This window comes from Pseudomonas tumuqii (assembly GCF_013184545.1).
Classification (GTDB): Bacteria; Pseudomonadota; Gammaproteobacteria; order Pseudomonadales; family Pseudomonadaceae; genus Aquipseudomonas; species Aquipseudomonas tumuqii.
Map to the genome: position 1 here is coordinate 497,991 of NZ_JAAOJA010000002.1, position 19,689 is coordinate 517,679.

The 19,689-nt window shown below is 61.4% G+C and carries 16 protein-coding genes and 1 pseudogene; 13 read left to right on the plus strand and 4 right to left on the minus strand.

The annotated features are described in order from the left end of the window. Window positions 1-76: 76 nt before the first annotated feature. The 6 genes from G9C89_RS06180 to brnQ all read left to right on the plus strand — a co-directional run bounded on the left by G9C89_RS06180 (window position 77) and on the right by brnQ (window position 9,714). Entirely contained in the window at window positions 77-2,908 is a 2,832-nt protein-coding gene (locus tag G9C89_RS06180; RefSeq protein ID WP_172146194.1) for a 2-oxoglutarate dehydrogenase E1 component, read from the plus strand. A 70-nt stretch (window positions 2,909-2,978) separates the two neighbouring features. Further along, window positions 2,979-4,202, plus strand: a complete 1,224-nt coding sequence (gene odhB, locus G9C89_RS06185; protein ID WP_172146197.1) for a 2-oxoglutarate dehydrogenase complex dihydrolipoyllysine-residue succinyltransferase — start codon at window positions 2,979-2,981, stop codon at window positions 4,200-4,202. A 63-nt stretch (window positions 4,203-4,265) separates the two neighbouring features. After that, window positions 4,266-5,702, plus strand: coding sequence for a dihydrolipoyl dehydrogenase (lpdA, locus tag G9C89_RS06190; protein ID WP_172146200.1), 1,437 nt, complete (start codon window positions 4,266-4,268; stop codon window positions 5,700-5,702). Window positions 5,703-5,910: 208 nt separating this feature from the next. After that, window positions 5,911-7,077 (plus strand): ADP-forming succinate--CoA ligase subunit beta, encoded by a 1,167-nt coding sequence (gene sucC / locus G9C89_RS06195; protein WP_172146203.1) that lies wholly within the window; start codon window positions 5,911-5,913, stop codon window positions 7,075-7,077. After that, on the plus strand, window positions 7,077-7,964 hold the full coding sequence (gene sucD, locus G9C89_RS06200; protein WP_172146206.1) for a succinate--CoA ligase subunit alpha: 888 nt from the start codon (window positions 7,077-7,079) through the stop codon (window positions 7,962-7,964). Before sucC ends, sucD begins: the two co-directional genes overlap by 1 nt. Before the next feature lie 436 nt (window positions 7,965-8,400). Then, window positions 8,401-9,714 carry a branched-chain amino acid transport system II carrier protein gene (brnQ, locus tag G9C89_RS06205; RefSeq protein ID WP_172146209.1) on the plus strand — a complete coding sequence of 438 codons (1,314 nt, stop codon included), beginning with the start codon at window positions 8,401-8,403 and terminating at the stop codon, window positions 9,712-9,714. A 96-nt stretch (window positions 9,715-9,810) separates the two neighbouring features. On the opposite strand, the gene G9C89_RS25470 is transcribed toward brnQ, so the two are convergent. Both G9C89_RS25470 and G9C89_RS25475 read right to left on the minus strand, forming a co-directional pair. Continuing rightward, window positions 9,811-10,689 carry a methyl-accepting chemotaxis protein gene (locus G9C89_RS25470; protein ID WP_390623776.1) on the minus strand — a complete coding sequence of 293 codons (879 nt, stop codon included), beginning with the start codon at window positions 10,687-10,689 and terminating at the stop codon, window positions 9,811-9,813. After that, window positions 10,681-11,559, minus strand: a pseudogene (locus tag G9C89_RS25475) (HAMP domain-containing protein); the annotation flags it as partial. The pseudogene G9C89_RS25475 and the gene G9C89_RS25470, both read right to left, overlap by 9 nt. A 288-nt stretch (window positions 11,560-11,847) precedes the next feature. Here G9C89_RS25475 and G9C89_RS06215 point away from each other — a divergent pair. Next, complete coding sequence (locus G9C89_RS06215) at window positions 11,848-12,585, plus strand: DUF599 domain-containing protein (protein ID WP_172146215.1); 738 nt, start codon at window positions 11,848-11,850, stop codon at window positions 12,583-12,585. Further along, a complete protein-coding gene (locus G9C89_RS06220) occupies window positions 12,582-12,971 on the plus strand; it encodes an MAPEG family protein (RefSeq protein ID WP_172146218.1) in 390 nt (129 codons plus the stop codon). Before G9C89_RS06215 ends, G9C89_RS06220 begins: the two co-directional genes overlap by 4 nt. 112 nt (window positions 12,972-13,083) lie before the next feature. Here the strand turns inward: G9C89_RS06220 and G9C89_RS06225 are convergent, their stop codons facing one another. Further along, window positions 13,084-13,275: a hypothetical protein gene (locus tag G9C89_RS06225; RefSeq protein ID WP_172144894.1), complete on the minus strand. Its 192-nt coding sequence runs from the start codon at window positions 13,273-13,275 to the stop codon at window positions 13,084-13,086. Between the two features lie 199 nt (window positions 13,276-13,474). Between G9C89_RS06225 and G9C89_RS06230 the strand changes: the two genes are divergently transcribed. The 5 genes from G9C89_RS06230 (at window position 13,475) to G9C89_RS06250 (ending at window position 18,623) form a co-directional block, all read left to right on the plus strand. After that, on the plus strand, window positions 13,475-13,951 hold the full coding sequence (locus tag G9C89_RS06230; RefSeq protein WP_172146221.1) for a PaaI family thioesterase: 477 nt from the start codon (window positions 13,475-13,477) through the stop codon (window positions 13,949-13,951). Next, a complete protein-coding gene (locus tag G9C89_RS06235; protein WP_172146224.1) occupies window positions 13,948-14,394 on the plus strand; it encodes a PaaI family thioesterase in 447 nt (148 codons plus the stop codon). Before G9C89_RS06230 ends, G9C89_RS06235 begins: the two co-directional genes overlap by 4 nt. Window positions 14,395-14,444: 50 nt before the next feature. Continuing rightward, window positions 14,445-15,701, plus strand: coding sequence for an MFS transporter (locus tag G9C89_RS06240; RefSeq protein WP_172146227.1), 1,257 nt, complete (start codon window positions 14,445-14,447; stop codon window positions 15,699-15,701). Between the two features lie 96 nt (window positions 15,702-15,797). Then, window positions 15,798-17,717, plus strand: a complete 1,920-nt coding sequence (gene htpG / locus G9C89_RS06245) for a molecular chaperone HtpG (protein WP_172146230.1) — start codon at window positions 15,798-15,800, stop codon at window positions 17,715-17,717. A gap of 120 nt (window positions 17,718-17,837) precedes the next feature. Continuing rightward, the gene (locus tag G9C89_RS06250) at window positions 17,838-18,623 is read left to right on the plus strand and encodes a dienelactone hydrolase family protein (protein WP_172146233.1); all 786 of its coding nucleotides are present in this window, start codon (window positions 17,838-17,840) and stop codon (window positions 18,621-18,623) included. A gap of 25 nt (window positions 18,624-18,648) precedes the next feature. Here G9C89_RS06250 and G9C89_RS06255 read toward each other — a convergent pair whose 3' ends face one another. Beyond that, window positions 18,649-19,527, minus strand: coding sequence for a pirin family protein (locus G9C89_RS06255; RefSeq protein WP_172146236.1), 879 nt, complete (start codon window positions 19,525-19,527; stop codon window positions 18,649-18,651). Window positions 19,528-19,689: the final 162 nt, after the last annotated feature.

The following is a 19,689-nucleotide window of genomic DNA, read 5'->3' on the forward strand; positions in this document are numbered from 1 at the left end:
AAGTCGCTGCTTCAAGACTTCGGAAGCCTGAACGGTTTCTTCGCCGGTGGTGTCCCCTTACCGAGGGTGACCAAGCATGCAAGAAAGCGTGATGCAGCGCATGTGGAACAGTGCCCACCTATCCGGTGGTAACGCTGCCTATGTGGAAGAGCTCTATGAGCTTTACCTGCACGATCCCAACGCTGTGCCCGAAGAGTGGCGCACCTACTTTCAGAAGTTGCCGACAGATGGCAACGCTGCTACTGATGTATCGCATTCCACGGTTCGCGATCACTTCGTGTTGCTGGCGAAAAACCAGCGCCGCGCCCAGCCGGTATCCGCCGGCAGCGTGAGCAGTGAGCACGAAAAGAAGCAGGTCGAAGTCCTGCGCATGATCCAGGCATTCCGCATGCGTGGCCATCAGGCTGCCCAGCTCGATCCGCTGGGTCTGTGGCAACGGCATGCACCGGCTGATCTGTCGATCAATCACTATGGCCTGACCAATTCCGACCTGGACACCACCTTCCGTACCGGTGGTCTGTTCATTGGCAAGGAAGAGGCTACTCTGCGTGAAATTCACGATGCGTTGCAGCAGACATATTGCCGCACCATCGGTGCCGAGTTCACCCATATCGTCGATTCCGAGCAGCGCAACTGGTTTGCCCAGCGTCTGGAAAGCGTGCGTGGGCGTCCGAGCATTTCCACCGAAGTGCAGAGCCACCTGCTCGAGCGTCTGACTGCCGCCGAGGGTCTGGAAAAATACCTGGGCACCAAATACCCGGGTACCAAGCGTTTCGGTCTGGAAGGCGGCGAGAGCCTGATTCCGCTGCTCGATGAAATGATCCAGCGCGCCGGCTCCTACGGCACCAAGGAAATCGTCATCGGCATGGCCCACCGTGGCCGCCTCAACGTGCTGGTCAATACCTTCGGCAAGAACCCGCGTGATCTGTTCGACGAGTTCGAGGGCAAGAAGCAGGCCGCCCTCGGTTCCGGCGACGTCAAGTATCACCAGGGGTTCTCCTCCAACGTCATGACTGCCGGTGGCGAAGTCCACCTGGCCATGGCCTTCAACCCTTCGCACCTGGAGATCGTTTCGCCGGTGGTCGAGGGGTCGGTGCGCGCTCGTCAGGATCGCCGCAACGACAGTACCGGCGACAAGGTGCTCCCGGTTTCGCTGCACGGTGACGCGGCGTTCGCCGGTCAGGGTGTGGTGATGGAGACCTTCCAGATGTCGCAGACCCGTGGTTTCAAGACGGGTGGCACCATCCACGTCGTGATCAACAACCAGGTCGGTTTCACCATCAGCAACCCGGAAGACTCGCGCTCCACCGAGTACTGTACCGACGTGGCGAAGATGATCCAGGCGCCGATCCTGCACGTGAATGGCGATGACCCGGAAGCGGTGCTGTTCGTCACCCAGCTGGCCGTCGACTATCGCATGCAGTTCAAGCGCGATGTGGTGATCGATCTGGTTTGTTACCGCCGCCGCGGTCACAACGAGGCCGATGAACCAAGCGGCACCCAGCCGATGATGTACCAGCAGATCAGCAAGCAGCGCACCACCCGTGAGCTGTATGCCGAGGTGCTGACTGCGGCCGTGCGCCACTCTGCCGATGATGTGCAGAGCAAGATCGACGATTACCGCACCGCACTGGACAATGGCCAGCATGTGGTCAAGAGCCTGGTCAAGGAACCGAACAAGGAGTTGTTCGTCGACTGGCGTCCGTACCTGGACCATACCTGGACCGCCCGTCACGACACCCGTTTCGAACTCAAGACCCTGCAGGATCTGTCCGCCAAGCTGCTGGAAATCCCGGAAGGTTTCGTGGTTCAGCGCCAGGTCGCGAAGATTCTCGAAGACCGTCAGAAGATGGGCGCCGGTGCGCTGCCGATCAACTGGGGCTACGCCGAAACCATGGCCTACGCCACCCTGTTGTTCGAAGGTCACCCGATCCGCATGACCGGCCAGGACATTGGCCGTGGCACCTTCTCGCACCGTCATGCGGTGCTGCACAACCAGAAGGAGCCGGGTACCCACGTACCGCTCAAGCACCTGTACAGCGGCCAGCCGCGTTTCGACCTGTACGACTCGCTGCTGTCGGAAGAGGCTGCGCTGGCATTCGAATATGGTTACGCCACCACCAAGCCGGATGCATTGGTCATTTGGGAAGCCCAGTTCGGCGACTTCGCCAACGGTGCCCAGGTGGTGATCGATCAGTTCATCACCAGCGGCGAGCACAAGTGGGGCCGCCTGTGTGGTCTGACCATGCTGTTGCCACACGGTTATGAAGGGCAGGGCCCGGAGCACTCCTCCGCGCGCCTCGAGCGTTTCCTGCAACTGAGCGCCGAGCACAACATCCAGGTGTGTGTGCCGACTACGCCGGCGCAGGTCTACCACATGTTGCGGCGCCAGGTGATCCGTCCACTGCGCAAGCCGCTTATCGCCCTGACGCCGAAGTCGCTGCTGCGCCACAAGTTGGCCATCTCGACTCTGGAAGATCTGGCCGATGGCTCGTTCCAGACCGTGATTGCAGAGATCGATGCCATCGATCCGAAGAAGGTCGAGCGCATGATCCTGTGCAGCGGCAAGGTTTACTACGACCTGCTGGAGAAGCGCCGTGCCGAGGCTCGCGAAGATATCGCCATCGTGCGTATCGAGCAGCTCTATCCGTTCCCGGAAGAAGACCTGGCCGAAGTTCTCGCGGCGTACAAGCACCTCAAGCACATCGTCTGGTGTCAGGAAGAGCCGATGAACCAGGGTGCCTGGTATTGCAGTCAGCATCACATGCGTCGCGTTGCCACCGCGTACAAGAAGACACTGTTCCTCGAGTACGCCGGCCGCGAAGGCTCTGCTGCACCGGCCTGTGGTTACGCTTCGATGCACGCCGAACAGCAGGAAAAACTGCTGCAAGACGCCTTCACCGTTTAACGCCTTTGCGCAAGAGGCGGCCTGATGAGGCCGCCTCGTCGAACAAACCGAATTTAAGGAACCACACAGAATGGCTATCGAGATCAAAGCCCCTACTTTCCCGGAATCGGTTGCCGACGGCACCGTGGCCACGTGGCACAAGAAGCCGGGCGATGCGGTCAAGCGCGACGAACTGATCGTCGACATCGAAACCGATAAAGTAGTGATCGAAGTGCTGGCCGAGGCCGACGGTGTCCTCGCTGAAATCGTCAAGAACGAAGGCGACACCGTGCTCAGCAATGAACTGCTGGGTACCTTGAGCGAAGGTGGTGCTGCTGCTCCTGCACCCGCCGCCGCCCAGGCTGCTGCGCCTGTTGCTGCCGCGGCTCCCGGTATTGCGGCTGATGATCAAATCCTCTCGCCGGCCGCACGCAAGCTGGCTGAAGAGAATGGCATCGACCCGAACAGCATTGCCGGCACCGGCAAGGGTGGTCGGGTGACCAAGGAAGACGTGGTCGCTGCCGCCTCCGCCAAGAAAAACGCCCCGGCCCCTGCGCCAGTTGCCAAGCCTGCTGCCCCGGCAGCTGCCGCGCCGGTATTGGCCGTCGGTGATCGGGTCGAGAAGCGCGTACCTATGACCCGCCTGCGTGCCAAGGTGGCCGAGCGCCTGGTCGAAGCCCAGTCCACCATGGCCATGCTGACCACCTTCAACGAAGTCGACATGACCGAAGTCATGGCCCTGCGTTCGAAGTACAAGGACCTGTTCGAGAAGTCCCACAACGGCGTGCGCCTGGGCTTCATGTCGTTCTTCGTCAAGGCCACCACCGAAGCGCTGAAGCGTTTCCCGGCGGTTAACGCCTCGATCGACGGCACCGATATCGTCTACCACGGCTACTCCGACATCGGTGTTGCCGTATCGAGCGACCGCGGCCTGGTGGTGCCGGTATTGCGCAATGCCGAGCTGATGAGCCTGGCCGAAATCGAAGGTGGCATCGCGACCTTCGGCAAGAAGGCCAAAGAAGGCAAGCTGTCGATCGACGACATGACCGGTGGCACGTTCACCATCACCAACGGTGGTACCTTCGGTTCGATGATGTCGACGCCGATCGTCAACCCGCCGCAAGCCGCCATCCTGGGGATGCACAACATCCTGCAGCGCCCGATGGCCATCAACGGTCAGGTTGTTATCCGGCCGATGATGTACCTGGCGCTGTCTTACGATCACCGCCTGATCGACGGCAAGGAAGCGGTGAGCTTCCTGGTGACCATCAAGAACCTGCTGGAAGATCCGGCTCGTCTGCTGCTGGATATCTAAGCCAGTCTCTCCCAAGGTGGCCCCCACAAGGGGCCGTCCGGTTTATTCGAGAAGGAATCATGTATGACCCAGAAATTTGACGTGGTAGTCATCGGTGCCGGCCCTGGCGGCTATGTAGCCGCGATCAAGGCTGCTCAGCTCGGTCTGAAGACCGCATGCATCGAAAAGTACCAGGACAATGAGGGCAAGATCGCGCTCGGTGGTACCTGCCTGAACGTCGGTTGCATTCCGTCCAAGGCGCTGCTGGACAGCTCCTGGAAATATCACGAAGCCAAAGTAGGCTTTGCCATCCACGGTATCGAGGCCAAGGGCGTCAGCATCGACGTGCCGGCGATGGTTGCGCGCAAGAGCAACATCGTCAAGAACCTCACCGGTGGTGTCAGCACCCTGTTCAAGGCCAACGGCGTGACCCTGCTCGAAGGTCACGGCAAGTTGCTGGCCGGCAAGCAGGTGGAAGTCACTGCGCTGGACGGCACCACTCAGGTGGTTCAGGCCGAGAACGTGATTATCGCTTCCGGCTCCAAGCCGATCGACATTCCGCCGGCCCCGGTCAACCACGACACCATCGTCGACTCTACCGGCGCCCTGGAATTCCAGAGCGTGCCCAAGACTCTGGGCGTCATCGGTGCTGGCGTGATCGGTCTGGAACTGGGTTCGGTATGGGCGCGCCTGGGTGCCGACGTCACCGTGATCGAAGCGCAGGACAAATTCCTTCCGGCTGCCGATGAGCAGATCGCCAAGGAAGCCCTGAAAACCTTTACCAAGCAAGGCTTGAAGATTCGCCTGGGCGCGCGTCTGACCGCTTCCGAAGTGAAGAAGAAGCAGGTCACCGTGAGCTTCACCGATGCCGAAGGCGAGCAGCAGCTGACCTTCGACAAGCTGATCGTAGCGGTCGGCCGTCGTCCGGTGACCACCGATCTGCTGGCCACCGATAGCGGCGTCGATCTGGACGAGCGTGGCTTCATCTACGTCGACGACCAGTGCGCCACCAGCGTACCGGGCGTTTACGCCGTGGGTGACGTGGTCCGCGGCGCCATGCTGGCGCACAAGGCCTCGGAAGAGGGCGTGATGGTTGCCGAGCGCATCGCCGGGCACAAAGCCCAGATGAACTACGACCTGATCCCTTCGGTCATCTATACCCATCCGGAAATCGCCTGGGTTGGCAAGACCGAGCAGCAGTTGAAGGGCGAGGGCGTTGCCGTCAACGTCGGCACCTTCCCGTTCGCCGCCAGTGGCCGCGCCATGGCTGCCAATGATACCGGCGGCATGGTCAAGGTGATTGCCGACGCCAACACCGATCGCGTATTGGGTGTTCACGTGATCGGCCCGAGCGCCGCCGAGCTGGTCCAGCAGGGCGCAATCGGTATGGAGTTCGGCACCAGCGCCGAGGACCTGGGAATGATGGTCTTCTCCCACCCGACGTTGTCCGAAGCGCTGCATGAAGCGGCCCTGGCCGTGAATGGCCATGCCATCCACGTCGTTAACCGCAAGAAGCGCTAAGTAGTCGTTTGTAAGCCGCTGCACCGGCTGCTGCTTGCAGCTCACCGGTGCTGGCGAGGTTACAAGAAGAACCACGGCGGTCTGCCCGCGCTTGAGCCTGGCTCAAGCGCGGAACGCCGCCGGACTGCTCGCAGAAGCAGTCACAGGTGGTGCGGCATCCCAAGTGCAGCACCGAATGCGCAATACCTAACGAAGACGGTAGACAAGCATGAATCTCCACGAGTATCAGGGTAAGCAGCTGTTCGCTGAATACGGCCTGCCCGTATCCAAGGGTTTCGCCGTAAGCACTCCGGAAGAAGCCGCAGCAGCCTGCGAAAAAATTGGCGGCACCGAATGGGTCGTCAAGGCTCAGGTGCATGCCGGTGGCCGCGGTAAAGCGGGCGGCGTGAAGCTGGTCAAGAGCAAGGAAGACGCCAAGGCCTTCGCCGCCAACTGGCTGGGCAAGCGTCTGGTGACCTACCAGACCGACGCCACCGGTCAGCCGGTCAACCAGATTCTGGTTGAGTCCTGCACCGACATCGCCAAAGAGCTGTATCTGGGTGCGGTAGTCGATCGCTCCAGCCGCCGCATCGTGTTCATGGCATCCACCGAAGGTGGCGTGGACATCGAGAAGATTGCTCACGATACTCCTGAGAAAATTCTCAAAGCCACTATCGATCCGCTGGTCGGCGCACAGCCGTTCCAGGGCCGCGAACTGGCTTTCCAGCTGGGTCTGGAAGGCGATCAGGTCAAGCAGTTCACCCACATCTTCGTGGGCCTGGCCAAGCTGTTCCAGGACTACGACCTGGCTCTGCTGGAAGTGAACCCGCTGGTAATCAAGGCCGATGGCAACCTGCATTGCCTCGACGCCAAGATCAACATCGACAGCAACGCCATGTACCGTCAGCCGAAGCTGCGGGCCATGCACGATCCGTCCCAGGACGATCCGCGCGAAGCTCATGCGGCCAAGTTCGAACTGAACTATGTGGCCCTTGAAGGCAACATCGGTTGCATGGTCAACGGTGCCGGCCTGGCCATGGGTACCATGGACATCGTCAACCTGCACGGCGGTCAGCCAGCCAACTTCCTCGACGTGGGTGGCGGCGCGACCAAAGAGCGCGTGACCGAAGCGTTCAAGATCATCCTCTCCGACGACAACGTCAAAGCTGTTCTGGTGAACATCTTCGGCGGCATCGTGCGTTGCGACATGATTGCCGAAGGCATCATCGGCGCAGTCAAGGAAGTCGGCGTGAAGATTCCGGTCGTGGTTCGTCTGGAAGGCAACAACGCCGACCTGGGCGCAAAAGTACTGGCTGAAAGTGGCTTGAACATCATCGCGGCAACCAGCCTGACCGACGCTGCTCAGCAAGTCGTCAAAGCTGCGGAGGGCAAGTAATGAGCGTCCTGATCAATAAAGACACCAAAGTAATCTGCCAGGGCTTCACCGGCTCGCAAGGCACTTTCCACTCCGAACAAGCCATCGCCTACGGCACCAAGATGGTTGGCGGCGTGACCCCGGGTAAAGGCGGCAGCACGCACCTGAACCTGCCGGTGTTCAACACCGTGAAAGAAGCCGTAGCCGCCACTGGCGCTACTGCCAGCGTGATCTACGTGCCGGCTCCTTTCTGCAAGGACTCGATCCTGGAAGCGGCCTTCGGCGGCATCAAGCTGATCGTCTGCATCACCGAAGGCATCGCGACCATCGACATGCTCGAAGCCAAGGTCAAGTGCGACGAACTGGGCGTGGTCCTGATCGGCCCGAACTGCCCAGGCGTGATCACACCGGGCGAGTGCAAGATCGGCATCATGCCGGGCCACATCCACCTGCCAGGCAAAGTAGGCATCGTGTCGCGTTCCGGCACCCTGACTTACGAAGCCGTGAAGCAGACCACCGACGCCGGCTTCGGCCAGTCCACTTGCGTGGGCATCGGCGGTGACCCGATCCCGGGCTCCAACTTCATCGACATCCTGAAATTGTTCCAGGAAGACCCGAAGACCGAAGCGATCGTGATGATCGGCGAGATCGGCGGTTCGGCTGAAGAAGAAGCGGCTGCCTACATCAAGGCCCACGTGACCAAGCCGGTGGTGTCCTACATCGCTGGTGTGACTGCCCCTGCGGGCAAGCGCATGGGCCATGCTGGCGCCATCATCTCCGGCGGCAAGGGCACTGCGGACGAGAAGTTCGCTGCGCTGCAAGACGCTGGTGTGAAAACCGTGCGTTCCCTGGCTGACATCGGCAAGGCCCTGGCCGAGCTGACCGGTTGGGAAGTCAAAAACGCCTAAGCGTTGCTGACTGTAAAGAGGCCACCTTCGGGTGGCCTTTTTTGTTAGCCATGTCTCAATGGCCTGTTGAGATAGCCTAAGGGCGGGCGTTAGCCCAGCAAGATGCCGATTTGACGGCGCTGGGCTTGAGCGCAGGCCGCAACGAATCCCCAGCGAAGACCAGGCGTCCCCCTGGCTCCTGCCGTGTGATGAGTGTCTGGGCTCGGCCGGGCGAACTGTTGTCGATGCGACAGCTTTTTATCTTGGTTCGACAGTCTGACCTGTGTCAGTGCCGCGCAAATGGCAAATTCGTTAGGCTGGCAACTATTCGCGCCTTGGCCGCCACAAGCGGGTAGCGGTGCAGCAGCGGCTCAGCCCAACCGGCAGGGCGACGTTTCCCCCGATCCTTCGGGAAACCCTCGGAATTCATATTTTTCTGCCTGTGGTATTGCCCTCTATGACTCGTTTGCAAGGCTCGGATCTCCTGGCCCTCGGCTTCATGACTTTTGCCCTGTTTCTCGGCGCCGGCAACATCATCTTCCCGCCCAGTGCCGGTATGGCGGCGGGCGAGAATATTGGCCTGGCGGCCCTGGGTTTCCTGCTCACCGGTGTCGGCTTGCCGCTGCTCACCATTGTCGCCCTGGCCCGGGTCGGCGGCGGTATGGCACTGCTCACCGCACCGCTGGGCAAGCGCGCCGGGATGCTGTTTGCGGTGGCGGTGTACCTGGCCATCGGCCCGCTGTTCGCCACGCCGCGTACTGCGGTGGTGTCTTTCGAGATGGCGGTGGCGCCGTTCACCGGCAATTCGGCTACACCACTGCTGATCTACAGCCTGGCGTATTTCGCGGCGGTGCTGTTCCTGTCGCTCAACCCGGGGCAACTGGTCGATCGCATCGGTAAATTCATTGCGCCGGTGCTCTTGGCGGCGCTCCTGGTTCTGGGGGGCGCTGCATTGCTGATGCCTGCCGGCGAGATTGGCCAGGTTGCCGCGGACTATCAGGCGGCGCCCTTCGTCCAGGGCTTCCTGCAGGGCTACCTGACCATGGATACCCTTGGCGCGCTGGTGTTCGGCATCGTGATTGCCACGGCCATCCGCGACCGGGGGGTGACCGATGGCGCGTTGATCACGCGCTATTCGGTGATTGCCGGACTGATTGCGGCCGTTGGGTTGTCCTTGGTGTACCTGGCATTGTTCTACCTGGGGGCGACCAGCCAGGGTATTGCCGGTGAAGCGCAGAATGGCGTGCAAATCCTCACCGCCTATGTCCAGTACACCTTCGGTACCGCTGGCAGCCTGCTGCTGGCAGTGGTGATCACCCTGGCTTGTCTGACCACGGCAGTGGGTTTGCTGACGGCCTGCGGCGAGTTTTTCAGCAGCCTGCTGCCGGTGTCCTACCGGGTGGTAGTGGTGGTGTTCGGTTTGTTCAGTCTGCTGGTGGCCAATCAGGGCTTGACCCAGTTGATCAGCATTTCGGTACCGGTGCTGGTGGGGCTCTATCCGCTGGCTATCGTGCTGGTTGCATTGAGCCTGCTGGATAACCTGTGGCTGTCGTCCCGTCGGGTATTCGTCCCGGTGATGTCGGTGACACTGGTCTTCGGCCTGATCGATGGCTTCGCCGCCGCGGGCTTCAGTCAGTTGCTGCCGTCATTGTTCAGCGAGTTGCCACTGGCTGGCGAGAGCCTCGGCTGGTTGCTGCCGGTGCTGGTCACCTTGTTGTTGGCATCGCTGCTCGACCGTCTGCGGGGAAAGACGCAGGGAGCATTGGCCTGATGCTTCGCTTAAGGGCGTGTGCAGGCAGCCAGGATCACGGTGTCGGACGTCCATGGCCCTGGCTGTTTGAGTCCGTGATGGCAATCCCCAGGTTGTTCAGGCGGAATTGCCGCCGAGGTTGAAATGCCGGACCTGGGCGTGCAACCGCTCGGCCAGTTCGGCGAGGTCGTGGCTGGCTTCGGTGACCTCATTGGAGCCTTCGGCATTGCCGCTGGCCAAGTCGCGGATCATCTCGATCCGCTGGCTGATGTCCTGGGCCACCGCGGCCTGCTGCTCGGCCGCGCTGGCGATCTGGACGGCCATGTCACTGATCTCTCGGTTGGCGCCAGTGATGACTTCCAACGCCTGCCTGGCCTCAATCGCCTGGCTGGCGCCCGATTCCGCCTGTGTACGGCTTTGGCCCATCACCCCAGCTGCTTTGTTGGCGCCGGCTTGCAGGCGCTCGATCATCTCCTGGATTTCCCGGGTGGAGTCCTGAGTGCGCTTGGCCAGCGAACGTACTTCATCGGCGACCACGGCAAAGCCGCGGCCCTGTTCACCGGCGCGGGCTGCTTCGATGGCCGCGTTAAGAGCCAGCAGGTTGGTCTGGTCGGCGATGCTGCGAATCACATTGAGGATGCTACCGATATCGGCCGTGTCCTGTGCCAGGGTCTGCACCACAGTCGCGGCATTGCCGATTTCATGGGCCAGGGCGTCGATCGATTCGACCATCTGTCCGACCAGCAGGTGGCCGGCGTTGGCGGCCTGGTCGGCGCGCTGCGCCGCTTCGGCTGTTTGCGTGGAATGACGCGCGACTTCTTGCACCGTGGCCGCCATCTCGGTCATGGCTGCCGCCACTTCCGTAGTGTGCAGTTCCTGCTGCTTGAGGTTGTGCTGGGTCGATGTGGTGGTGCTGGTCAGCTGCGACGCGGAAACGCTCAGCTGGCTGCTTGAGTGCATCACGTTGCTGACGATTTCGCGCAGTTTGCTCACCATCTGGCCGAATGAGTGCGATAGCACGCCAAACTCACCACCGCTTTGCGCGGCGAGGTGTGTGCCCAGCTCGCCTTCGGCGACCCGGCGTGCTTCGTCGCTCAAACGCAGCAATGCGCCGGAAACCTTGCGACGAATCGTGAATATGCCGACGGCCGCAATCAGGATCAGGATCACGACCATCAGCGTCACGGCGACCATGTAGCGCTCGCCTATCCGGGCGTAGTGGGTAACGTCTTCTGCGGTCCGTCGGTCGAGCAAGGCATAGAAGTCATCCACTGGCTGCATGATCTTGGCTTTTTCCCGATGGTATTCCGGGCTGTGCATCAGTTGGCTGGCCAGTATCCGGTCGGGCGTTCCTTGTCTGGTGAAGCCGCCCTGGCCATCGGCTAGCAGGCCTTTGGCCAGGTTCATCGCCTCGGTCTCGATCTGTACCAAGGCATTGGAATTGGCCTGGGCCTCGGCCAGCTTGTTCAGTTCCGCCTGGCTGAAACCCTGGCGCTGCATCAGCTCGAGCAGCGGCGCGGATTCCCCGTTGGCTCTGGGGGCGGGTAGGCCGGCGGCCAGGAAATCCCAATACAAGCGCTCATACTGCTGTGGTCGGGCGCGTTTGCCGTTGCGGATATCGAGCACCTGCCAATATTGCTCTTCATAGTGCGAGTCGCCGGTGACGGCGAAGGTACGTGCCAGGCGTGTGAGGTCGTCGGAGCTTTGCCTCAGTTCGTCCGCCAGCAGGTAGGAGCGATAACGATTTTCCTGGCTCACGCTCAGGTGGTCCTGGTTGGCGAGCATCAGCATGACCAAGGCTGAAACCAGGACGGTGCAGAAGATGATGGCGGCGAAAATCAGGGAAAAAAGGCGCTGCACGGACATGCCGGCTCTCCTTGGCGGTATTGTGGGACTTCCTGTCTCATCAAAGCATGCAGGTTTCTAGCGCAATGACTGGACTCGAACACGGGTTGAGTTTGGCACCGTCATGGTGCGTTTGCTGTTGCAGTGTTGTTCAGGTGCTGGCACTTCGCAACTGCCCGCCGCGGTTTATTTTTTGGCGCATGCAAGTCGGTCCTGCGGCGCGTGGCAACCAGTGCTGCGGCGCGCGAACAAGGTAGCGGTACAGCCGCGTTCGGCTCGCTATAATCGCGCCCTAGACTGGGGGGACTCATGAACATTCTCGAAAACAATCTCTGGCAGCAGCTAGTGGCTATTGCCTGGTTTCTGCTGTGCTGGGGCGGCTACAGCCGCTATGCGCTGTTCAAGGGTCGCACCACGCCTTGCCTGGCCAGTGTCCTGCATCTCTACCGCGAGGACTGGATGCGCCGCATGCTGTTGCGCGAAAACCGCATCGCCGATGCCAACGTGATCGGCAACCTGGAGCGCAATGCCTCGTTCTTCGCCTCCAGCACCCTGATCATTCTTGCCGGTATCCTCACCGTGCTGGGTGCCTCCGATCGCGCGGTGTCGTTGCTGGCCGACCTGCCCTTCGTGCAGGCGGCCAGTCGCGAGATGTCGGAGGTCAAGTTGCTGTGTCTGGGGGTGGTATTCGTGTATGCCTTCTTTACCTTCAGCTGGTGCATGCGCCAGTACAATTTCGCTGCCGTGTTGGTCGGTTCGGCGCCGATGCTGGGCGAGCGGCATGTTACCGAGCAGGAGCGCAAGTCGTTTTCCGAGCGCACCGCGCGGGTGATCTCGATGGCGGCCAACCAGTTCAACTACGGTTTGCGTGCCTATTACTTTGGCATGGCGACGTTGTCCTGGTTTATCAATCCCTGGTTCTTCATTGCGGTGACCACTGGCGTGGTGTTGGTACTCTACCGCCGCGAGTTCCATTCCGATGTGCTTGAAGTGATGGTCTATACCCAGACTGCAATGGTTGAACCGGCCAAGGAGAAGGGCGAATGAGTTTGTCATTTTGGTGCATTTTTATCAGCGCGCTGCTGATCTTTCTGGCCAAGGCGCCAGTGGCCAGGGCCATGCAGCAGGAGAGCGGGGTGTATGACAATCATCACCCGCGCAGCCAGCAAGCCCGGCTGACTGGTTTCGGCGCGCGGGCGTTGGCGGCCCACCTGAACAGTTTCGAGGCCTTCCCGTTGTTTGCCGTGGGCGTGCTGATGGCCCATGTCACCCAGACCCATGGGCTGCTGGTGGATGTGCTGGCACTGACGTTCGTGGTCGCGCGGGTGCTGTATCTGCTGTTCTATTGGGCGGATATGCACTGGCAGCGCAGCCTGGTGTGGGGGGTAGGCTTGCTGTGCAGTCTATTGCTGATGCTGACTCCCGCCCTGTAATAACAGCAGAAACGCCAAGGCCCGCATAACGCGGGCCTTGGCGTTTGAGTGGGTCACCGGCATCTCAGATGGCGTGATCCGCGATCATCTGCGATTTTTGCCGGTGATCGGCTTAGTCTTCCATCACTTCTTCTGTTTTCTGCTTGACCGCTTCACCGGTATCTTCGGCCGCGTCACCCACGGATTCAGCCGCTTCCGAGACGGACTCCTTGGCCGACTCCATCTTGTCTTCCGGCGTTTTTTCGCAAGCGGCCAGCGCCAGGACAGCAGCGAGAAGCAGGGTATAGGTAAATGGCTTTTGCACGGTCAGTACTCCTTGTGGACATTTAGGATGGCAGATGGCTGAGTTGCCCCAGGCATAGCCCATTCGAGCATAGCCCGTTCGACTAAGTTCCCCGTCAATTGTTTGATCAGTGTTCTCCTCCAGCATCATGACAATGTGCCGTGGCCCGGTGAGGCGCTATCATTCGCGCCCTTTGTGCCGTTGTGGTGGGACTGAATCGATGAGCAATACCCTCATTCTCGAGCAGACGCAGCGCTTCTTGGCGGCGCTGCGTCATTGCCAGGTGCTCGGACTCCAGGTGCATGACGCCAGCCCCCTGGGATTGACCCTGCGTTTGCCCTATAGCAGGCAGATAGTGGGTGATCCGGAGTCCGGGGTGATTCACGGTGGTGCGATAACCACCCTGATGGATACCACCTGTGGTATTTCAACCGTCTGCGCGCTGGCTGAGTTCGAGGTTTGCCCAACCCTCGACCTGCGCATCGACTACATGCACCCGGCCGAGCCGAACAAGGACGTGTTCGGTTTTGCCGAATGCTACCGGGTTACGCCGAATATCATCTTCACCCGCGGTTATGCCTATCAGGACGACCCGGCGCAGCCGATTGCCCACGTAGTCGGGACTTTCATGCGCATGGGCAAAGGCGTGACGGGCGACAAACAACTCAAGCGTGACATTCAAGGGGCTGGCGCATGAGTGACTTGAAACTCAATCAGCGGGTATCCCAGGCCCATGAAAACGGCGATTACGACGCGCTGATCAGCCTGATGCCTTATGCCAAATTGCTCGGCATGCAATGCCTGCGGCTGGGCGAAGACATGGTTTTCCGCTTGCCGGCCAACCAGGACAACATCGGCAACCCGCTCCTGCCGGCGTTGCACGGCGGGGTGATCGCCGGCTTCATGGAACATGCCGCCATGCTCCATCTGCTGATGTTCATGGGTATTCCACATTTGCCGAAAATCATCGACTTCTCGATAGATTACCTGCGCGCCGGTCATTATCGTGACACCTATGCCCAGTGCCAGGTGTGGCGACAAGGTCGTCGCGTCGCCAACGTGGCAATTACGGCCTGGCAAACCAATCAAACCGAGCCTATTGCCACGGCACGGGCGCACTTCAAGGTCGACGAGCCTTGAGTCCGCCACGCCTAACGGACCTGCTCGGTATCTCTAGTTAAGGAACTTGAATGGACGCGTTGCTGATCCTCGGTGGCTTGCTGCTGATTCTGGCCGGCCTGGTCTGGCTGGTGATGCGCGCCTTCGGCACGGGGCTGCTCTGGGGCTGGGCGAGTCTGCTGCCGCCGTTTACGCTGCTGTATGTGCTGCGTCACTGGCGCAGTGCGCGTCAGGCGCTGGGCCTCAGCGCCCTGGGGTTTATCCCGCTGATCGTCGGCTTGACCCTGCTAGCCAGCCAGGATTCGCAGCGTCTGCATGCGTTGTTGAGTATGCAGTGGCTCAAGCCAGACGTGCAGGCCCCGGCGGAATTGGCCATCGAGTTGCACGGCGAGTTGCATGGCCAGCCTTTTGTGCCGCAGCAGGGCGAGTTGCTCGGCAGCGTACTCAGCCTGCGCGAAGGCCAGGATTTTTTTGCTCGTCGCGAACTGGTCATCCGCCTGCCGCAGCCCGTGACTGGTGCCTTGCGCCTCGATGTGTTGCCAGGCGACCAGGGCCCGCTGCCGGAAATCGAAGTGAGCTGGTTGCTGCCGGAGCAGGAACTGCCCGAGGCGCGTCGGCTGAGCCATGGCTACACCCTGCACCTGAACCTGCAACCTGTGCCACCGAACAAGCTGGCGGGCGATTTTCATCTGGTGCTGCCTGCACAATTCAAGACCACCCTGAGCGGCAGGATCGAGGTGTTCCGCGATGGTTTGCGTTATCGCGACGGCAAGGTCGATCGGCATGTCGACTCCACCGACACCCTGGCCTATGTCATCGCGGATTATCTGCAGCGGCGCTTTGCTACTCGCGCGGTGCAGTTGGGCCACTTGCCGGCGCTGACGCTGCCGACTGACAGCCTCGAACTGACCATCGAGGCGCAGATCGACGGGCAAGCGCAACGTCTGCCCATTCGCCTGAACAAGAGCGCATCGCGCGGCTGGGCGGTCGAGGCCGATCGCTTTGCCGCATTGCCTGAACCGGCGGTTGTGGCGCCTACCCCTCAGGTGGCGGCCGCACCAGTCGCGGCGGTGAGCGGCGAGCGGATCAGCCGTCCGCTGGATCGGCGCCTGCGTTTCAGCCTGGACGGTCTGCTGCGCAGCCCAAGCCGTTATGAGAACCTGACCATGCGCGCGTCGACCACGCGCGGCAGTATGGCGGAGGGGCGTTTCCAGGGGGTCGACCAGCAAGGTCGCATTGTCATCCGCCAGCGTCTGAGCGGTTCGGGTACAGCCAGCTATGCCTTGCGGCCCGAGGAAATCAGTAGGATCGAGCTGCTGGAACCCTGAGTGGCTTGGCCAACTACTTGAAATCCAAAAGCTTGCCCCCATCTGCATGACATCCGCCGGATTCCGGCTTAGTCACCAATGTGGAGTTAGACGACCATGAGTGTGGAAACTCAAAAAGAAACCCTGGGCTTCCAGACCGAGGTGAAGCAACTGCTGAACCTGATGATCCATTCGCTGTATTCCAACAAGGAAATTTTCCTTCGCGAATTGATCTCCAACGCCTCGGATGCCACCGACAAGCTGCGTTTCGAGGCGCTGGCCAAGCCCGAGCTGCTGGAAGGTGGCGCCGCGCTGAAGATTCGCATCAGCTTCGACAAGGAAGCCAAGACCGTCACCCTCGAGGACAACGGCATCGGCATGAGCCGTGAGGACGCGATCACTCACCTCGGCACCATTGCCAAGTCGGGCACCGCCGACTTCCTGCATCATCTGTCCGGCGACCAGAAGAAGGATTCGCACCTGATCGGTCAGTTCGGCGTGGGCTTCTATTCGGCCTTTATCGTCGCCGACAAGGTCGACGTGTTCAGCCGTCGCGCCGGTCTGGCGGCCAGTGAAGGCGTGCATTGGGCGTCGAAGGGCGAGGGCGAGTTCGAGGTCGCCACCGTCGACAAGGCCGAGCGCGGCACCCGTATCGTCCTGCACCTGAAGAAGGGTGAGGAAGAGTTCGCCGATGGTTGGCGTCTGCGCAACATCATCAAGAAATACTCCGACCATATCGCCCTGCCGATCGAATTGCCGAAAGAGTCTGTTTCTTCTCTGGAGAGCGATGCAGAGGCTGACAAGCCGGCCGAAGTCGAGTGGGAAACCGTCAACCGCGCCAGCGCGTTGTGGACCCGCCCGCGCAACGAGATCAAGGACGAGGAATACCAGGAGTTCTACAAGCACGTTGCCCATGACTTCGACAACCCGCTGGCCTGGAGCCACAACAAGGTCGAGGGCAAGCTGGAGTACACCTCGCTGCTCTATGTACCGGGCCGGGCGCCGTTCGACCTGTACCAGCGCGATGCCTCCAAGGGCCTCAAACTGTATGTGCAGCGCGTGTTCATCATGGATCAGGCCGACGAGTTCCTGCCGTTGTACCTGCGCTTCATCAAGGGTGTGGTCGACTCCAACGACCTGTCGCTGAACATTTCCCGCGAGATCCTGCAGAAGGATCCGGTGATCGACTCGATGAAGTCGGCACTGACCAAGCGCGTACTGGACATGCTGGAAAAACTGGCGAAGAACGACCCCGAGCAGTACAAGGCGTTCTGGAAGAACTTCGGCCAGGTCCTCAAGGAAGGTCCGGCGGAAGATTTCGCCAACAAGGAGAAGATCGCCGGTTTACTGCGTTTCGCCTCCACCAGCAGCGACGCGGGCGAGCAGAGCGTGGCCCTGGCCGATTACATCGGGCGGATGAAGGAAGGTCAGGACAAGATCTACTACCTCTCCGGCGAATCCTACGCCCAGGTGAAGAACAGCCCGCACCTGGAAGTATTCCGCAAGAAAGGCATCGAGGTACTGCTGCTCACTGACCGCATCGACGAGTGGTTGATGAGCTACCTCACCGAGTTCGACGGCAAGCACTTCGTCGACGTCGCCCGTGGCGACCTGGACCTGGGCAAGCTGGATTCGGAAGAGGACAAGCAGGCTCAGGAAGAAGTGGCCAAGGCCAAGGAAGGCCTGGCCGAGCGCCTGAAAACCGCGCTGGGCGAGCAGGTGGCGCAGGTACGGGTGTCCCATCGCCTGACCGATTCGCCGGCGATCCTCGCCATCGGCGAGCAGGACCTGGGCTTGCAGATGCGCCAGATTCTCGAGGCCAGCGGGCAGAAGGTGCCGGAATCCAAGCCGATCTTCGAGTTCAATCCCAACCATCCGCTGATCGAGAAGCTGGATGCCGAGCAGGACGAAGAGCGTTTCGCCGACCTCAGCCACATCCTCTTCGACCAGGCCGCGTTGGCGGCCGGTGACAGCCTGAAAGATCCGGCGGCCTACGTGCAGCGTCTGAACAAGCTGCTGGTCGAGCTCTCGGCCTGATACCTGCAGTGGTTTGATACCTGTAGTAATGAAAAAAGCCCGCTTATGCGGGCTTTTTTCATCGTGGTGCGCGCACAGGCGCTACTGTTTGAGGGGTACCCACTGAACAGGAGCAGGTCGATGCACAAATCACTCATACCCTTGGCGCTGGTCGGCCTGGTCGGTGTCGCCGAGGCCGCGGTGGTGGTCAAGCCGGTGCCTTACGAGATCGACGGTGAAGCCTTCGAGGGCATGCTGATCTATGACGATGCGGTGACCAGTCCGCGGCCCGGCTTGCTGATGGTGCCGGACTGGCTGGGGGTGACCGAGAGCTCGGCGACGCAGGCCGAACTCGTCGCGGGCGACAAGTACGTGGTGTTCATGGCCGACATGTACGGCAAGGCGGTGCGCCCGAGCAATGTGCAGGAGGCGGGGGCGGCCGCCGGTGCGGTGCGCGGCGACCGGGCCTTGATGCGCAAGCGCGCCCAGGCCGCGGTCGAGGTGCTCAAGGCGCAGACCGCGCAGGTGGCCCTGAATAGCGGCAAGCTGGGCGCCATCGGTTTCTGTTTCGGCGGCGGCGCGGTGCTCGAGCTGGCCCGTTCGGGCGCCGATCTGCAAGGTTTCGTGTCCTTCCATGGCAATCTGGATACGCCGAACCCGGCCGATGCGCAGAACATCCAGGCGCCGCTGCTGGTGCTGCATGGCGCCGACGATCCATCGGTGCCGCCGGAGCAGGTCGAGGGCTTTATCGCCGAGATGAAAGCGGCGAACACCGATTGGCAACTGGTCAGCTACGGCGGCGCGGTGCATTCCTTCACCAATCCGCAGGCCAATACCCCGGGTCGCAACCAGTACCATCCGCAGGTGGCGGCGCGGTCCTACCGGGCGATGAACGACCTGTTCGATGAGGTGTTCGCGGCGCAGTGACAGGCGCGCTAACGACGGCGGGGGATCAGCGCGGCAGTTCGATGCGCGCGGTTTCCCCCGGTACCTTGGGCCAATCGTGATTTTTCCAGCGTTCACGGGCTTGCTCGATCAGTGCCGGGTCGCTGGCGACGAAGTTCCAGTCTATCCGTCGCGGCCCGAGGGATTGGCCGCCGATCAGCACCAGGTGGCTTTCGCCGCAGGCGCTGAGGGTGAAGGTTTCGCCCTCGGGCAGTACCGCCAGGCCACGCAGCGGCAGTGCTTGATCGTCCAGCAGCGCGTCGCCATCGATCAGGTACAGCGCCCGCTGCGGGTGCTCGGCGGCAATCGCCAGGCTGGCGCCGGCGGCCAGTCTGAGTTCGGCATACAGGGTTGGCGAGCGCACCGGCACCGGTGACTGGAGGCAGAAACCCTTGCCGGCAATCAGGCGGATCTGCACGCCCATGGCCTCGCTATGCGGCAGGCTGTCGGCAATATAGTGGCTGTAGCTCGGCTCACCCTGTTCCTCCGTCTCGGGTAGGGCCAGCCACACTTGCAGGCCATGCAGGCGTGAACCGCGCTGGCGCAGCGCCGCCGGCGTACGCTCGACATGTGCCACGGCGCGGCCGGCGGTCATCCAGCTGACTTCGCCGGGCTTGACCAGTTGATCCGAGCCGAGGCTGTCCTTGTGCTGCAGTTGACCCTCGAACAGGTAGGTGAGGGTGGACATGCCGATATGCGGGTGTTGGTCGATGTTCAGGCCGCGGCTGGGCGGATAGTCCTGCTCGAGGATATGGTCGAAGAATACGAAGGGGCCGACATTGCGGCACTTGGCCGACGGCAGCGGGCGCAGGATCGGCTGGCCGCCGATATCCTCCTGGCGCGGTCGGATCAGCAGCAGGCCGGTTGCGTTGCGGTTAGCGCTCATGGCAACTCCGGGGACGGAATATGGCTAAGCTGCCAGCCTAGCCCATCGCTGCGCTTGCCGGCCAGCGCCGTCAGCACGTAACGCCGGTGCGGAAATTATCGCTGGCCGCGCCGCGCTAGCCCCGGACTATTCAGCTGGCGTCGTGGGCCACGCCAGCGCGCT

Bases quoted from the DNA above. Each gene is read 5' to 3' on its own strand.
- G9C89_RS06180 (WP_172146194.1), top strand. From the start codon at position 77: ATGCAAGAAAGCGTGATGCAGCGCATGTGGAACAGTGCCCACCTATCC.
- odhB (WP_172146197.1), top strand. From the start codon at position 2,979: ATGGCTATCGAGATCAAAGCCCCTACTTTCCCGGAATCGGTTGCCGAC.
- lpdA (WP_172146200.1), top strand. From the start codon at position 4,266: ATGACCCAGAAATTTGACGTGGTAGTCATCGGTGCCGGCCCTGGCGGC.
- sucC (WP_172146203.1), top strand. From the start codon at position 5,911: ATGAATCTCCACGAGTATCAGGGTAAGCAGCTGTTCGCTGAATACGGC.
- sucD (WP_172146206.1), top strand. From the start codon at position 7,077: ATGAGCGTCCTGATCAATAAAGACACCAAAGTAATCTGCCAGGGCTTC.
- brnQ (WP_172146209.1), top strand. From the start codon at position 8,401: ATGACTCGTTTGCAAGGCTCGGATCTCCTGGCCCTCGGCTTCATGACT.
- G9C89_RS25470 (WP_390623776.1), bottom strand. From the start codon at position 10,689: ATGGTGAGCAAACTGCGCGAAATCGTCAGCAACGTGATGCACTCAAGC.
- G9C89_RS06215 (WP_172146215.1), top strand. From the start codon at position 11,848: ATGAACATTCTCGAAAACAATCTCTGGCAGCAGCTAGTGGCTATTGCC.
- G9C89_RS06220 (WP_172146218.1), top strand. From the start codon at position 12,582: ATGAGTTTGTCATTTTGGTGCATTTTTATCAGCGCGCTGCTGATCTTT.
- G9C89_RS06230 (WP_172146221.1), top strand. From the start codon at position 13,475: ATGAGCAATACCCTCATTCTCGAGCAGACGCAGCGCTTCTTGGCGGCG.
- G9C89_RS06235 (WP_172146224.1), top strand. From the start codon at position 13,948: ATGAGTGACTTGAAACTCAATCAGCGGGTATCCCAGGCCCATGAAAAC.
- G9C89_RS06240 (WP_172146227.1), top strand. From the start codon at position 14,445: ATGGACGCGTTGCTGATCCTCGGTGGCTTGCTGCTGATTCTGGCCGGC.
- htpG (WP_172146230.1), top strand. From the start codon at position 15,798: ATGAGTGTGGAAACTCAAAAAGAAACCCTGGGCTTCCAGACCGAGGTG.
- G9C89_RS06250 (WP_172146233.1), top strand. From the start codon at position 17,838: ATGCACAAATCACTCATACCCTTGGCGCTGGTCGGCCTGGTCGGTGTC.
- G9C89_RS06255 (WP_172146236.1), bottom strand. From the start codon at position 19,527: ATGAGCGCTAACCGCAACGCAACCGGCCTGCTGCTGATCCGACCGCGC.